This is a genomic window from Flavobacterium algoritolerans (genome assembly GCF_030010385.1).
Classification (GTDB): Bacteria; Bacteroidota; Bacteroidia; order Flavobacteriales; family Flavobacteriaceae; genus Flavobacterium; species Flavobacterium algoritolerans.
Genome location: NZ_JASCRZ010000003.1, coordinates 150,958 through 167,363 on the forward strand (window position 1 = coordinate 150,958; position 16,406 = coordinate 167,363).

At 35.0% G+C, this 16,406-nt stretch carries 14 protein-coding genes; 12 read left to right on the top strand and 2 right to left on the bottom strand.

All coding sequences use genetic code 11. The annotated features are described in order from the left end of the window. Window positions 1-16: 16 nt before the first annotated feature. Window positions 17-1,099, bottom strand: a complete 1,083-nt coding sequence (locus QLS65_RS08450) for an efflux RND transporter periplasmic adaptor subunit (protein WP_282716724.1) — start codon at window positions 1,097-1,099, stop codon at window positions 17-19. A gap of 935 nt (window positions 1,100-2,034) precedes the next feature. After that, window positions 2,035-3,297, bottom strand: a complete 1,263-nt coding sequence (locus QLS65_RS08455) for a YeiH family protein (RefSeq protein WP_282712016.1) — start codon at window positions 3,295-3,297, stop codon at window positions 2,035-2,037. A 647-nt stretch (window positions 3,298-3,944) separates the two neighbouring features. On the opposite strand from QLS65_RS08455, the gene QLS65_RS08460 reads away from it, so the two are divergent. From QLS65_RS08460 to QLS65_RS08515, 12 genes are all read left to right on the top strand, one after another. After that, the gene (locus tag QLS65_RS08460; protein WP_282712017.1) at window positions 3,945-4,244 is read left to right on the top strand and encodes an ArsR/SmtB family transcription factor; all 300 of its coding nucleotides are present in this window, start codon (window positions 3,945-3,947) and stop codon (window positions 4,242-4,244) included. 6 nt (window positions 4,245-4,250) lie between these two features. Further along, on the top strand, window positions 4,251-5,357 hold the full coding sequence (locus tag QLS65_RS08465) for an NADH:flavin oxidoreductase (protein WP_282712018.1): 1,107 nt from the start codon (window positions 4,251-4,253) through the stop codon (window positions 5,355-5,357). A 346-nt stretch (window positions 5,358-5,703) separates the two neighbouring features. Next, on the top strand, window positions 5,704-6,765 hold the full coding sequence (locus tag QLS65_RS08470; protein ID WP_282716731.1) for an NAD(P)-dependent alcohol dehydrogenase: 1,062 nt from the start codon (window positions 5,704-5,706) through the stop codon (window positions 6,763-6,765). A gap of 263 nt (window positions 6,766-7,028) precedes the next feature. Beyond that, window positions 7,029-7,490, top strand: a complete 462-nt coding sequence (locus QLS65_RS08475) for a (2Fe-2S)-binding protein (RefSeq protein WP_282712020.1) — start codon at window positions 7,029-7,031, stop codon at window positions 7,488-7,490. 35 nt (window positions 7,491-7,525) lie between these two features. Then, window positions 7,526-9,676: a molybdopterin cofactor-binding domain-containing protein gene (locus QLS65_RS08480; RefSeq protein ID WP_282716746.1), complete on the top strand. Its 2,151-nt coding sequence runs from the start codon at window positions 7,526-7,528 to the stop codon at window positions 9,674-9,676. Between the two features lie 19 nt (window positions 9,677-9,695). Further along, window positions 9,696-10,121 (top strand): c-type cytochrome, encoded by a 426-nt coding sequence (locus tag QLS65_RS08485; RefSeq protein WP_282716748.1) that lies wholly within the window; start codon window positions 9,696-9,698, stop codon window positions 10,119-10,121. 58 nt (window positions 10,122-10,179) lie between these two features. Beyond that, window positions 10,180-12,327 (top strand): xanthine dehydrogenase family protein molybdopterin-binding subunit, encoded by a 2,148-nt coding sequence (locus QLS65_RS08490; protein WP_282716752.1) that lies wholly within the window; start codon window positions 10,180-10,182, stop codon window positions 12,325-12,327. A 30-nt stretch (window positions 12,328-12,357) separates the two neighbouring features. Beyond that, window positions 12,358-13,533 (top strand): XdhC family protein, encoded by a 1,176-nt coding sequence (locus QLS65_RS08495; protein WP_282716754.1) that lies wholly within the window; start codon window positions 12,358-12,360, stop codon window positions 13,531-13,533. Beyond that, window positions 13,523-14,131, top strand: coding sequence for a nucleotidyltransferase family protein (locus QLS65_RS08500; protein WP_282716756.1), 609 nt, complete (start codon window positions 13,523-13,525; stop codon window positions 14,129-14,131). Before QLS65_RS08495 ends, QLS65_RS08500 begins: the two co-directional genes overlap by 11 nt. A 92-nt stretch (window positions 14,132-14,223) precedes the next feature. Next, complete coding sequence (locus QLS65_RS08505) at window positions 14,224-15,411, top strand: molybdopterin molybdotransferase MoeA (RefSeq protein ID WP_282716758.1); 1,188 nt, start codon at window positions 14,224-14,226, stop codon at window positions 15,409-15,411. A 9-nt stretch (window positions 15,412-15,420) separates the two neighbouring features. Continuing rightward, complete coding sequence (locus QLS65_RS08510) at window positions 15,421-16,152, top strand: sulfite exporter TauE/SafE family protein (RefSeq protein WP_282716760.1); 732 nt, start codon at window positions 15,421-15,423, stop codon at window positions 16,150-16,152. Window positions 16,153-16,165: 13 nt separating this feature from the next. Next, window positions 16,166-16,399, top strand: a complete 234-nt coding sequence (locus tag QLS65_RS08515) for a MoaD/ThiS family protein (protein WP_121341823.1) — start codon at window positions 16,166-16,168, stop codon at window positions 16,397-16,399. Window positions 16,400-16,406 lie beyond the last annotated feature (7 nt).

The following is a 16,406-nucleotide window of genomic DNA, read 5'->3' on the forward strand; positions in this document are numbered from 1 at the left end:
ATTGAAAATTATAAACCTATTCCGTTTTTAATCGCAAATGAGCGATGACGTCTTTCGATTTTACAAAATCATACTTTATCTTTTCATCGTCTTTAACTTTCTGAATACCTTCCAGTAAAATCTTGTCATTTTCAGTAATTCCACTGGAAACAACATACAAATCGGGGATTTCACCAGTAATAATAATTTCCTTTGATTCCAGCACATTGTTTTTATTTACTAAAAAAACATATTTTTTATCCTGAATTTCATACGTAGCTTTTTGCGGAATTACAATAGCATTTTTAAGCGGAACATTCATTTGAACCAATCCTGTTTCTCCGTGTTTCAGTAATTTGTTTGAGTTTGGGAATCGTGCTCTGAAGGCTATATTTCCTGTTTCATTATTAAATTCACTTTCAATAACCTCGACATTTCCTTTAAATTGAAACACTTGGTTATTAGCCAATAGCAGACCTACTTTATTAGTTGCACGATCTTTTACATTGCTTTGATATTCTAAGTACTCCGGTTCTGAAACATTAAAATAGGCAAACATTTGACTGTTATCTGAAAGACTGGTTAACAGTTCCCCTTCATCAATCAGACTCCCTAATTTTAAAGGAATGCGATCAATAGTTCCGGCAAATGGCGCTCTGATTTCAGTGAATGATAAATGAAGTTTCGCCAAAGCCACTTCTGCTCTTGCCTGCTCTAATTTGGCTTGAGCCAAAGACTGCTCGTTTCTGGAAACTATATTTTTGTCGGCAAGGTTTTTGGCATTTTGTAATTCAATCTCAGCGCCTTTAGCTTCTGCTTGTGCTTTTAGCAATTCTGCCTGATACATTCCCGGCATAATTCTAAATAGTAGCTGACCTGCTTTTACATATTGACCTTCATCTACATAGATGTTTTGTAAATATCCTTTTTCCTGCGCTCGAACTTCAATGTTACGTACGGAACGAATTTGTGAAACATATTGTTTGGTAAACGAAGTATCAATTTTTATGGGATTGGTAACAATAAATTTTGTCTCTTCTTCTTTTTCTTCTTTTTTTGTTGTACAACTTGTTAGGCACAACAAGGCAATCAAGCCCGTGAACGCGAGTATTTTATTCATGATATAAAATGGAAATTAAGCGATTAAATACTTGGAATTGGGAATTCCTTAGACATAAAAAGTCATCAGTTTCCAAAAAATATTGGAACTGCCATACCGTAAATGAAAGCCTAAAGCGTTCATAAAGTAAGCAATCTCATAAATTTAGTAACTGATTTCAGTATTAATCAAATTCTTAATACCTGCTGAATAATATAAATAGGATATGACTGGCCACAAAATGGCGCGAAGATTTTAAAATTCTTATTACAATAGTTTATGATAGACTGACAAGAAAATGTCTGATACCAAACTTTTGAAATGCCAAATTTTTCAGTAAAATTTTTGTTTAAATTTTTGTTTTTAAGAGAATCGCTGTTGGAGCATTCCTCTTCTAAATCAAAACCGTCAGCATTAATAATTATACTGCTCGAACCAGTCTTAGCAAATTTTACTTGATTCGCTTGTACAAGTTTGGAAATTAATGAGCTGTAAATATCGCTGTCATGCGAAGCAGCATGAACATAATTTCCTCCGCTTTGCAGATAGAAAAACAGGTATAAAAAAAATACAGTTACTCTCATTTGGAGGCCAAAAGTAATGAAAGTAATGAAAGAAAAAAACAATTTTAATTATGTTTAACAAGTAAAACAAAGCGAAAACGATTGAAGTTCTTTTAAAAAACACTATTAAAAGAAATCCATTGATGAGTAGATAATTCTTGTGCCTCAATTGAGCCATTGCTTTCCCCAAGATTACTAAATCGCAAACATGTGATTACTTTCTTCGTAGTTTTCCTTTATGATAGACTCAACTTAAAATGTTCATCGATAAACTATGAAAACCAGATCTAATAAAGCTGTTCGATTTTGATCTCAGTGACTCCACAAAATAAAAAATCCATTCTACAGTTTGTAAAATGGATTTTTTTAGAACTATCTATGATAATCAAACTATCATTTGCCAAACAAAAGAAAGGCAATAATAAGTGTAATAATAATATTGAACAGCTGTGCAATTAAGAAAGCGTAAAGCGGTTTTTTACTGTTTTTACTGAAAAGATCTTTAAAATTGGTTTCTAAACCAATACTGGTAAACGCTAAAGCAAACCAAATCCCTTGTAAATTCTTTAATCCGTCTTTGACCTCATCTCGAGCGTCAGATGTAAGCAAAAAAGAAAAAAGTAATGAAGCTGCGATAAAGCCTATAACAAATTTTGGAAAACGTTCCCAAATCACTTTTAAAGTTGGTTTAGTCACAGTGCTACCATCAGCGGCATTCTGTCTGTATGTCCAATAAACTGAAATAGCAAAAGCGGCTAAACCCAATAATACATTCTGAGAAAACTTAACAATAGTACTAATTTTTAAAGCCGTTTCTCCTACCAGTGAACCCGAAGCTACTACAGCTCCAGAAGTATCAATACTACCTCCTAACCATGCCCCGGTAACTTCTTCGGGGAAATTAAAGTACTTAGCAATTATAGGCATAAAAATCATCATCGGAATGGCAGTTACCAAAACCATAGAGATTACATACGAAAGCTTTTTTGAGTCTCCTTTAATCGCTCCCGATGTGGCAATAGCAGCCGAAACTCCACAAATAGAAACTGCACTGGATATCATCATGGTCAACTCATCATCTACTTTTAGTTTTTTACACAACCAAAAAGCAAAGTACCAAACTGATAATACGACTATCAAAGCTTGTATTAATCCTAAAAAGCCTGCTTTAAGGATATCTGAAAATATTACGCTAGTTCCCAATAATACCAATCCAATTTTCACAAAAATTTCTGTAGAAAGTGCCGCTCTAAACCATTCTGGAAGCGTAAAAAAATTACCAATAGACAAACCGATAATCAAGCTAAAAATTACAGCCTCTAAATTGAGTCCTTTTATTACGCTGTTTCCTGCAATAATCAATGCAATAACGGTTAATAAATAAACTACAGGAAAACCCCTTAAGAAGTTTTTTACTGATTTTCCAGTCAAAAAAGCACCAATACTCCCAATCGAAATAAGATACACAAACTGCACCATAATGATTTGTAAATTCCCGTAATCGAATACATCATTCCCTAAATCTGCTCCATTTGACCACTTGAATACAGGAACCGAGGGAAGAAAAATAAAAAGAGATAACCCGATAATCAGGAAACCTAAGAGTACTACTGTCCAATCTTCATGAATTGTAAATTGTTTTATTTTTTGTGACATGCTAATAAATAGTTATTATTTTTTGTGTCAAAATACAAATTATTTATTTGTACACACCTAAACTGCATTATTTTTTGTTAACCACTAAAGGAACAGCCTCATTTCCAGATCTAATTTTGCTACACTTTATAACAATAGTCGCAAAAGAATTTTTTCAACAGAAGATCTTGTACTACTATCAATAAATCCTCTGAAAATTACATACCTAACAGATCAACACAATGTCGTGTTACTTTATCAGTTTTTCCAACTTTAATTTTACATGGATAAGAAACTATCAAAGGGAAACTGAATCCATTTCCAAATATATTATTTCATTCCAGCGCAATTGCATATTGGATAAATAAGCTCTATTAAGTTTTCAAAGATCGTCTTTCATCATAGGTTTGATATTACATTAAAATAAAATGTTTCATTTTATTCAGCTTTATACAAATTAATTTTTTTATTCAACCCAAAAAACTGTCATCAATAGTATATACAAGCTTTTTTATTTGTGCTTTACTACAGAATCTCCCAAAAAAAAAGGATGTTTTTTTTGCGTAAACAGGATATGTAGATAAAAAATTTATACCTCTATCTCTTAAATATATCCTAAATATTTTTCTATAAATTGATATATCGGGAAAAGTCGATACATTTGCACCATGGATCACATAGAACTATTTAAGGCATTATCAAACAAGTCGAGATTACAAATGCTCGAGTGGTTAAAAGAACCTGAAATAAACTTTCCGGAACAATTAACTGCCGGTTTTGAACACGGTGTTTGTGTAGGACAAATTCAGGCCAAAGCGGGACTGACCCAATCAACCGTTTCAGAATATTTATCGATTCTTCAACGCGCTGGATTTATAGACTCTACCCGTGTTGGACAATGGACCTATTACAAACGCAACGAAAAAGCATTTACAGCACTAAGCAAAATAATCGAATCTAATCTATAAAATAATATGAATACAAATAGTTTATTTACGCCCTTCAAATTGAAGACGCTAAATCTTAAAAATAGAATTGTAATGGCGCCTATGACGCGCTCATTTTCTCCAAATGGAGTGCCTACAGATGCTGTCGCAGCTTATTATCAAAAAAGAGCTGAAGGTGAAGTAGGCTTAATATTATCTGAAGGAACTGTAATTAACAGACCTTCCTCATCTAATGATGCCAATGTACCCCACTTTTATGGTGACCAATCTCTGGCAGGATGGAAACAAGTGATTGATGGTGTACATTCCGCTGGAGGCCAAATGGGACCACAGATATGGCACATGGGAATCATGGACAATCACCATTCCGGCTGGGTTCCGCAAGTACCTTTTGAAGGACCATCAGGATTAAACAGACCTGGTTTTAGTAATGGTACTACGATGACAACAAATGATATCGAAAATACCATTATTGCTTTTGGAAAAGCTGCTGCTGATGCCAAAAGATTAGGTTTTGATTGTATCGAAATTCATGGTGCGCATGATTATTTGATTGATCAATTTTTCTGGGATGCCACAAATCTACGTACCGATAATTATGGTGGTAAAAACTTAGCGGAACGTACACGTTTTGCTGTAGAAGTGATTAAAGAAATCAGAAAACAAGTAGGCGAAGATTTTGCCATAATCATGAGACTCTCTCAGTTCAAACCATCTGATTACAACTTTAAACTAGCAAAAACACCTCAAGAGATGGAAGCTTGGCTAAGCCCTTTGATTGATGCTGGTGTCGATATCTTACATTGTTCACAACGCCGTTTTTGGGAACCGGAATTTGAAGAAAACGACCTTAATTTTGCCGGATGGGCTAAAAAAATCACAGGAAAACCGACTATTACAGTAGGTTCTGTTGGGCTTTCTGGAGATTTCTTCGGAGCTTTTACAGGCGAAAGTTCACAACCTACCTCTTTGGATGAACTAACCAGACGTTTAGACAGAGGTGATTTTGACCTTGTAGCAGTAGGAAGACCACTTTTATCAGACCCAAATTGGGTTAGCAAGATAAAAGCAGGAGAAAATGACCAACTAAAAGGCTTTAGCAAGGAAGCGTTAAGTGAATTAATATTAGAATAAATTAATTCAGTAAATCTAAATCACTACTTTCTATAAATAAGTATACACGATTTTATAAATAGTCTTAATGCCACAACTAAAAGAGAGAAATTTCAATTATTTCTCTCTTTTTTTATGATTTTAAAATCTCATCATTTTATAAAATGGATCCATAATAAAATTACCGATTTTATAAACGAGAACACGCTTAAATAAGCCCTTTAAAATTTAGGAATATTTAATTTTATGTAAACAAAAAAATTTTATTACACTAATAATCAAACTATTTACTAAATTTATTTTATTATGAACTAACCAAAAAAACTATAACCTATAAACACTTTTTTTTTAATAAAACACTTTAAAAATGAACGCAACAACAAATGTGAAAGCTTACGGTACTGTAGCAGCCGATGCTCCTTTAAAACAAATGGATATCCCGCGCAGAAATGCTACTGCAAAAGACATTGAAATCGAAATTTTGTTTTGTGGTGTTTGTCACTCTGACTTACACACGGCAAGAAATGATTGGGAGAACACCATTTACCCTGCAATTCCCGGACATGAAATTGTGGGAAAAGTGATCAAAGTAGGAAATGAAGTTACTAAACTAAAAGTAGGCGATTTTGCTGCTGTAGGTTGTTTAGTAGATTCTTGTAAGACTTGCGATAATTGCAAGCAAGATTTAGAACAATACTGCTCTAACGGATGGGTTGGTACCTATAATGGAGAAGACAAACATTTAGGCGGAATGACTTTTGGTGGCTATTCTGAAAAAATTGTGGTTGATGAAGCCTTCGTTTTAAAAGTACCTGCTAATCTTGACTTGGCTGCTACAGCTCCTTTATTATGTGCTGGAATAACCACTTGGTCACCACTTCGCCATTGGAAAGTTGGAAAAGGCAGTAAAGTTGCCGTTGTAGGTTTAGGCGGACTTGGACATATGGCTATAAAACTAGCCAAAGGTTTGGGTGCCGAAGTTACCCTTTTCTCCAGAACACCAGATAAAGAAAAAGACGCATTAGAATTAGGCGCAGATGCTGTTGTTATTTCAACTGATGAAAATCACATGAATGCAGTAAATGGAAAATTTGATCTAATCATTGACACGGTTCCTTATGTTCATGACGTTAATCCGTATGTTGGAACTTTAAACACTAATGGAACTTTGGTTTTGGTAGGTTATTTGGGTGGCTTGGAACCTATTTTGAATACTGTTCCTATGATTCTGGGAAGGAAATCTGTAGCTGGTTCCCTAATTGGCGGAATTGCAGAAACTCAGGAAATGCTTGATTTCTGTGGGGAACATAATATTGTATCTGAAATTGAAATAATCAAAATGCAGGATATCAACGAAGCCTACGAAAGAATGCTAAAAAGTGATGTTCGTTATCGTTTTGTAATTGATATGGCTTCGCTAAAAAGCTAAATTACGCTATACTTTTAGCCTTCTGCTATAGTCAGAATTGTAAAGAGAACGATGGTACTAATTAGTATTATCGTTCTTTTTAATTTTAAAAAACTATATAAAACGTATCTTTTTACTCTGTTTAAAACCAATGTTTTTTTCAAAATTTGAATTTTTTGATTTTAGTAATATATTATTTGAATTGTATAAATTTTAAATTATTAAATTCATTAACTTGCATTAACAGATATGTTGATTTTCATTTACTTAAAAAATAATATTATATGGCAATAATTAATCTTAAAATCAATAGTAAGGAGTATTCAATAGATGTAGATCCTCAAATGCCACTTCTTTGGGCAATCAGAGATTTTGTAGGGTTAAAAGGAACTAAATATGGTTGTGGTATCGCGCAATGTGGTGCTTGCACAGTTCATTTAAACGGTCAGCCGGTTCGCTCTTGCTCTTTGCCTGTAGCTGCTGTTGCAAATAAAAACATAACGACCATAGAAGGATTATCAGAGGATAACTCGCATCCGGTTCAAAAAGCTTGGATAGAAGAGCAAGTCCCTCAATGTGGGTATTGTCAATCAGGTCAAATCATGGCTGCCGCAGCATTATTATCCAAAAATGCTTCTCCTAATGATGAAGATATTGATGCCGCAATGCAAGGGCATATCTGTAGATGTGGAACCTATCCGCGTATCAAACGAGCCATCAAGAAAGCATCAGAAAACAAGCCTTGAGAAGAGTACTAAAATAACCTATTCTTATATTTTATATGGACATAGATACTATATCAAGAAGAAAATTCTTAAAACTATCTGGTTTAACAGGAGTTGCTCTTACATTAGGATATTATTTACCTGCTGATGCTAAAGAACCTAAATTAATCACTGCTTTTGATGCTGAGAATAGCGGCATTGAGCTTAATTCATGGATATACATTGATGTTTCAGGCAAAGTTACGCTCTATAGTCACAGAGCCGAAATGGGACAAGGAGTCTATCAATCCATACCTCAAATAATCGCTGAAGAACTTCATATAGATCTTGATAAAGTAAACATAGTTTTCGCTCCTGGCGATAATGTGAAATATGGAAATCAAATTACAGGAGGTAGTTCCAGTATTAGAGGATCCTATAAAAACCTTTTGAATCTGAGCGCCACTGCCCGTGTAATGTTAATAAAAGCAGCCAGTAATAAATGGAATGTTTCTGAATTGGAATGTTATGCAGAAGATGGTCATGTAATTCATAAACCAAGTGGTAAAAAATTACATTACGGTGAATTAGTATTGGAGGCATCAAAACTTGATATTCCGAAAAATGTTGTTTTAAAGAAAACATCCGAATATAAATTAATTAGAAAACCACTTCAAAGACAAGATACGCCTTTGAAAACAAATGGTACAGCCGTTTTTGGTATCGATAAAATGATTCCGGGAATGCTGTATGCCATGGTGGAACGAAACCCCAGACTTCGTGGTAAAGTAAAAAGTTTTGACGCTACTGAAGCGCTTAAAATTCCGGGAGTAAAACAAGTTTTTGTAGTTCGTATGGGTGTTTTCAATACGTTCAGAGAAGGTGTAGCAGTTGTGGCTGATTCTATTTGGGCAGCTATGAAAGGAAAAAAAGCCTTAAAAGTGGACTGGGACGATACCGGATTTGAACATTTGAACACCGAGGATATTTATCGTCGAATGGAGGAAGCACTTCAAAAAGATGAGGGACTTTCTTTTGTTTCAAAAGGAGATTCAAACACCATTATAAAATCAGCAGAAAAGAAAATTGATGTTGTATATACTACTCCGTATCAATCGCACAGTTGTATGGAACCACTGAATTGTATTGCTCATTATCAAAAAGATAAAATAGAAATATGGGGGCCAATACAAGCTCCGGAATGGGTTCAAGATTACATCAGTAAAGAATTAGGAATTGCAAGGGAAAAAGTAATTGTGAATATGACTTTCCTCGGAGGCGGATTTGGTAGAAAAGCCTTTATGGATTACCCACATGAAGCCACGATGATTTCTAAAGAAATAAACGCACCGGTTCAGGTTATCTGGTCCAGAGAAGACGACGCAACGCAAGGTCCATACAGACCTGGAGTTTCATACCGTTGTCAAGGTGTGGTTGCAAATAGTGAAATAAGTGCTTTTAAAGTTTCCATTGCAGGTCAGAACAATAGTCATTGGAGAGGCGGAGCAAAAGATATTCCCAACAGAAGTGCCACGGAAGGATTTTTAAAACCATACGTAGACAACATTTCGAATTTAAGTATTGTTGATATACCTTTTGAAACACCAATACCTACTATGTGGTGGCGTTCTGTCTATGCTTCTACCAATGGTTTTGCGTATGAAAGTTTTATGGATGAGTTGGCTGCTGAATCAGCGAAAGATCCAATAACTTTTAGAAGAACCTATCTTAAGGACGAAAGAAGTCGGGAATTACTGGATAAACTAGAAGAGGTTTCAGGATGGAAAAACAGAAGCAAAGGATATGGTGTCGCTATAACGGAATGTTTTGGCAGTACCGTGGGACAAATTGTGAAAGTTTCCAAAAACGCAGAAAATAAAATTCAAATCGATCAGGTTTGGGCAGTAATAGATTGTGGATGGTATGTAAATCCAGATATAATCAAAGCACAAGTGGAAGGAAGTATTGTTATGGCATTAGGTGCTGCAACGATTCATGAAATTACATTCAAAGATGGTAAAACGGTTCAAAATAATTTCAATACGTATAAAATGCCTCGTATAACAGATATTCCACCTATTGAAGTGTATATCATGGAAAATGATGCAGATGCCGGAGGTGTTGGAGAACCTGGATTACCTCCATTTGCTCCAGCTTTAATAAATGCAATATTTGATTTGACAGGAAAACGTATTAGAAAGCTTCCTTTCGAATTAGCAAAAGTTTAATTTTAAAAATACAAAACAAATGAAAATAGTTTTTTCAATAGTAGTTGTTTTAATATTGGCAGTAACGCTGCAATCATTCAATCAGAATTTTGATTTGAAAGCAAGTATTGTACGCGGTAAATCGGTCTATAATACACAATGTGCATCCTGCCACATGGAAGAAGGAAATGGTATAGAAGGTGTTTTTCCAACATTGATAAAATCAGATTATTTTGCAGATAAAAATCGATTGATAAAAGTGGTTACAACTGGATTACGCGGACCAATAGTAGTTAATGGTGTAAACTATGATGGAGAAATGCCCGCTACTGATTTAACTGATGAACAAGTGGCTGATGTTTTAAACTATGTCAGAAATTCATGGGGAAATGAAGCTAAGGCAGTTTTGCCAAGTGAAATACAACAAGCTAAAAAAGCTGTCAATAAAGATTACAAAGCCTATTAATTTGTAACATTTTGAATTCGTTGCATAGAGAGAATTATAAATTCTAAATACTAACTAAATGGTATCAAGACGTCAATTTATTAAAAATACAGGTAAAGCAAGTTTTGCATTATGGTTAGGAGCTACTTCTAATGGTTTTGCAAACGCAGCTTTTATTACAGATGCACCCAGTAATTTTACTCCTTTTGTAAAAATCGAGAAAAACGGAAAAATAACAATTTTCAATACTAAACCTGAAATGGGTCAAGGTACTTTTCAATCTGTTCCGGCTCTTATAGCCGAAGAATTAGAAGTTTCGCTTGATGCAATAACGATTGTTCAAACCAGTGGCGAGAAACAATTTGGCGGCGGCCAGGCAGCTGGAGGAAGTTCTTCCATCAGAGGAAATTATGATGCGTATAGAAAAATTGGTGCTGCTGCAAAAGAAATGCTGGTCAAGGCAGCCAGTGTTAAATGGGGAATTGGAATTGAATCTTGTTATGCCGAAAACGGAAGTGTACATTCTAAACTGTCAAAGGAACATCTTTCTTATGGCGATTTAATTGAAGAAGCTTCCAAATTAGAAGTTCCTAAAGAACCGAAACTTAAAAACAAAAGTGATTTTAAGATTATCGGAAAATCTATTCAAAGACCAGATGTACCCTTAAAAGTTTCCGGAAAAGCAGAGTATGGAATTGATGTAGAAGTTCCCAATATGGTATATGCAACTGTATTTCGTTCCCCGGTAATTGGTGGTACTTTAAAAAGTTTTGATGCTGATGCAACCCTAAAAATTCCCGGAGTCATTAAAGTTGTGGAAGCCAAAACAACTGTTGGAAAATATCAATATTCCGGAGTGGCAGTTATTGCTAAATCATACTGGTCAGCCCTTCAAGGCAGGAAAGTATTGAAAGTGGAATGGGATACAAATGGATATGAAAATTTCAATTTATCCGACTATGAAAATAAGTTGCGAAACCTTTCTAAAGAAGCTGGTGTACTGGATAAAAATATAGGAAATGTAGAAAGCGTTAAAACGGAACCTGGAAATTCAGTGGAGTCCTTTTATGAAACTCCTATGGTGGCTCACCATACGCTTGAGCCGATGAATTGTATCGCACATGTAAATGGTGAAATGCTAACCATATGGACCTCAACTCAGGTTCCAAGTGCTATTACCGGTTCAGGACCAAATGACCTTCATAGCCAAATTGGAATGAAACCAGAGAATATCACTTTACATTCCAAATTTATTGGAGGCGGATTTGGTAGAAGATTGTATACTGATTATGTTATTGAAGCCGTAAATATTGCAAAGCAAATAGAGCAACCCGTAAAAGTAATTTGGTCTAGGGAAGATACCACACAACATAGTGCAGTACGCCCTATGACTTTCTCACAGTTGAAAGGTGGTTTCTCAAAAGAAGGAGAATTAATTAGCTTTCAACATAAAGTGATAAGCCCTTCTTATTTTGATTCGGTAGGTCCAAATTTCGATAAAACAAAAGTAGATGCAATTATGATAGAGGGAATTGGAGAACAGGCTTATCAAATTCCAAATATTAAAACCTCATATGTGTATGCTGATTTTCATGTGCCTGTAGCGGCATGGAGATCCGTAACCAGTTCAACTGTCGCTTTTGCCCATGAATGTTTTATTGATGAATTAGCGTATAAAGTCAAAAAAGACCCTTTGGATTTTAGATTGCAAATGCTAGACAAAGATTCCGATACCAAAAGAGTTTTATTGAAATTAAAAGAAGTTTCCAATTGGGACAAACCACTACCAAAAGGAAAAGGCAGAGGTATTGCGCAATGGGAATTTTTTGCGGGATTGTGTGCTCATGTAGTCGAAGTATCTGTTACAAAAAACAATACTATAAAAATTGATAAAGTTTTTGCAGTAATTGACTTGGGAGAAGTCGTGAACCCGGATAATGTAAAAAATCAAATTGAAGGATCCATCGTGATGGCTTTGACAGCGGCTGTAAAAACAGGAATTACCATTGAGAACGGGAAAATAAAGCAAAGTAATTTCAACGATAATCCAATGATACGAATGCATGAAACACCAGAAATTGAAGTACACATTCTTGCAGATGGCGGAAAAATAAAAGGCGTTGGTGAACCCGGCTTACCTCCTTTTGCACCAGCATTGGCAAATGCCATATTTTCAATTAGCGGAAAGCGCATTAAAAAGATGCCTTTTGACCTTAAATTATCCTAAATATTTATTTATAATTCCATTAATTTTCAAATGAAAGAACTTCAAGAAATTATTAAAAAATATGACGTTGCCAGTCAGAAAAATATAAAATCAGCTCTAGTAACCGTAGTTCATTTAGATGGTTCCTCTTATAGAAGACCTGGTGCCAGAATGTTAGTGAATGATGACGGAAGAATTACCGGTGCCATAAGCGGCGGTTGTTTAGAAGGTGATGCCTTAAAAAAAGCCTTATTTGCCATTTCTGAGCAAAAAAATACTCTTTTTACTTATGACACTTCAAAAGAAGACGATTCAGAAATGGGAATTCATTTAGGATGTGAAGGTCTTATACAAGTATTATTCGAAAGCATCGATTCTAAAAAAGAAGAAAACCCAATACAATTGCTGAGTAAAGCATTAGCCGTTCGACAAAAAGCGGTTCTGGTTACTTTATTTGATTTGAATAATAATCAAAATGTTCAGCATGGCACTTGTTTGCTGTTGGAAGAAAATGGAACACTTTCCGGTAAAATACCACTGCAACAATTTGAAGATGTTGTTTTAAAAGACATAACAGATGTCATGCAAAATGGCGAATCTGTTTTCAAACAATACAGATCAGGTGACGTATCAGTAACCGCTTTTTTTGAATTCTTGCATCCACCAGTTTCCCTTGTGGTATTAGGAGCAGGAAATGATGCCATTCCGCTTATGAAGTTTGCAGATGTCTTGGGATGGGATTTTAGAATCGTAGACCGAAGAGATACGCATGCCAACAAAGAAAGATATCCTACCGCCTCACAAATTTTAGTGGCTAATCCAGATGTTGCCTTAGAACATCTTGCGTATGATAATCGTACTTTTTTTGTTTTAGTAACGCACAGTTACAAGTGTGATTATTATATGTTAAAATCATTATGTGCCGCTGCTGTTCCTTACATAGGTATTTTGGGACCAAAAAAGAAGTTGCATCGCATGCTGGAAGAAATACAACATAATGAAGGCATTCATTTAAATACCGATAAAGTGGCAACAATTTATGGTCCGACAGGTTTAGATATTGGAGCGGAAACACCAGAAGAAATTGCACTAAGTATTATAGCGGAAATTCAAGCCGTATTGACTGGGAAAATGGGTGGCATGCTAAAAACGAAAAATGAAGTCATACATTCCAGAGACTCATTAGACATTCAAATAGAAGATATCAAAATTTATAATGCATCATAAAATAAAGCAATGTGGCATAATTATTTTGGCAGCAGGTTCAAGCAGTCGCATGGGGAAACCCAAACAATTACTTGAATTTGATGGTATGACGCTCTTAACACGGGTTTCAAAAATGGCTTGCCAATCAAAATTATATCCTGTAATTGCCGTTTTAGGTGCCAATGCTGATTTGATTCAAGCACATCTCGATGTTCCAGGACTTGATATTGCACTTAATGAAAACTGGGAAGAAGGAATGGCCAGTTCTTTACGAAAAGGGCTTCATGCCATGAATGAAATGTATCCTCATGTTGATGGCGTCATAATACTTGTTGGCGATCAACCTTACATAAATAATCAGTATATAGAACAACTGATTGATGCTCAAGACAAATCCGGATTGCCAATTTCTGCCTGTTCCTATGCCGGTATTATGGGAACTCCTGCCCTTTTTCACAAAACGATTTTTCCAGAACTGATGTTGATTGAAGGAGATATTGGTGCCAAAAAAATTATCGAAAAAAGAAAACAGGATGTAGCTACAGTACATTTCGATAAAGGAGTTATTGATATTGACACAATAGAAGATTATGAAAATTTACACAACGAAAAAGAATAAATATGCTTGTTGATACATCCAATAAAATCCATGATTACTTGCACATTTCGTTGATTTTATTTGCATCTTACGCCTATTAAAATTCAGCATAAATGGAAACAATTATTTCGGTACACAGCGCTTTGGAATTAATAACAAATCATGTCAAATCGCTACCAGTTGCAGTGATGCAATTAGAAAAAGCAAACGGATTGGTTTTGGCAGAAGACATTTATGCGCCTGAAAATGTGCCTGCATTTCCTCAGTCCAGCATGGATGGATATGCTTTTGCTTTTGACAATAATCGTTCAGATTATAAAATAGTGGGAGAAATTGCAGCTGGGAGTAAACAAACTTTTGAATTAAAGCAGGGCGAAGCTGTCCGGATTTTTACGGGAGCTGCTGTTCCGATAGCTGCTGATACTGTTTTGATGCAAGAAAAGGCATTCGTAGAATCAGAGAAACTAACTGTTACTGATGAAAATTTAAATAAAGGAACTAACCTCAGAAGTATTGGGTCTGAAATAAAAAAAGGAACAAAAGCACTTGAAAAAGGAACCGTTTTAAAACCGGCTACTATAGGTTTTCTGGCGAGTATGGGCATTGCCAAAGTCAAAGTGTATCCTAATCCCAGCGTTGGAATTTTAGTCACCGGTAATGAATTACGATTGCCGGGAGAAGATTTAGAATATGGTCAAGTATTTGAATCCAATTCATTTACCTTGCAATCTGCATTAAATCAATTGAATATTAACAATGTAACTATTTACAGATCTGAGGATAATCTGAATCAATTACAGACTCTTTTATCACAAATATTGGAAGTAAATGATCTCGTTTTAATTTCGGGCGGTGTAAGTGTTGGAGATTATGATTTTACCATGGATGCATTGGAGAAATGTGACGTAAATGCCGTTTTTCATAAGATAAAACAAAAGCCCGGTAAACCATTATTATTTGGAACAAAAGCAGATAAAGTTATTTTTGGACTTCCTGGAAATCCTGCTTCTGTGTTAACCTGTTTTTATGAGTATGTACTTCCCGCAATTGGAATTATGACCGAACGCAACGTAAAATTGCAAACTAAAAAAATGGTACTTACGCAGGAATATCAAAAGCAGGCAGGAATGACACATTTTTTAAAAGCGTCGCATAATAATGATTTAGTTTATCTTGAAACGGGCCAAGAATCCTATAAACTTTCTTCGTTTGCTAACGCTAATTGTCTGGCCATAATTCCAGAAAACGCATCGAAAATTGAATCAGGTCAGGAAATAGAAGTACATTTATTTCCTTTTTAAAATTACAAAATGACATTATCATTATCCTTTTTTTTATTACTGTTTATCATTGCATTTTTATATGCCTCCGTAGGTCATGGTGGAGCAAGTGGTTATTTAGCATTAATGGCTATTTTCAGTTTTGATCCAAATTTTATGAAACCAACAGCATTGGTATTAAACTTATTTGTATCGCTGGTCTCGTTTACGCTGTTTTTTCGCGAAGGACATTTCAAATGGAAACTTTTTCTCCCCTTTGCCTTAGCCTCAATTCCTTTTTCGTTTTTAGGTGGCATGATATCATTAGACGGAGATATTTATAAAAAAGTTTTGGGATTAACACTCTTAATACCAGTTATAAAATTTTTTGTGTATCCAAATACGAATGATTCAGAGTTAAAAAAAAATACGCTTGGATTGACAATTATTATCGGTGCCAGTATCGGATTTCTTTCCGGCCTGATTGGTATTGGAGGAGGTATTCTACTTTCGCCAATACTTTTAATGTTGCATTGGTCAAACCAAAAACAAACTGCAGCTATTAGCGCATTATTTATTTTTGTCAATTCGGTATCCGGTTTAGCGGGACAATTATCTAAGGGTGTTAAATTTGAAAACGACATGCTTGCTTTTGTTGCCGTAGCCTTTATTGGCGGGATATTGGGTGCTTGGTTGGGTGCTAAGAAGTTCAATCAATCGATCCTTAAATATATTTTAGCAACAGCATTATTAGTTGCTTCCATCAAATTATTACTTACCTGATTAATTTTATTTTATGAAAATAGAAGTGCTTTTTTTTGGACAATTAACGGACATTACCGGTTGCTCAAAATTAGTTATTGATTATGTCGACACTACTGACAACTTAAAAAAAATAATCCTAGAGAAATTCCCTGCTTTATCATCGTTGAAATTTGCAATTGCAGTAAATAAACAAATGGTAACAGACAATATTTCAATAGAAAAAAATAGTAGTATCGCCTTTATGCCTCCGTTTTCTGGTGGTTAAAAAACAA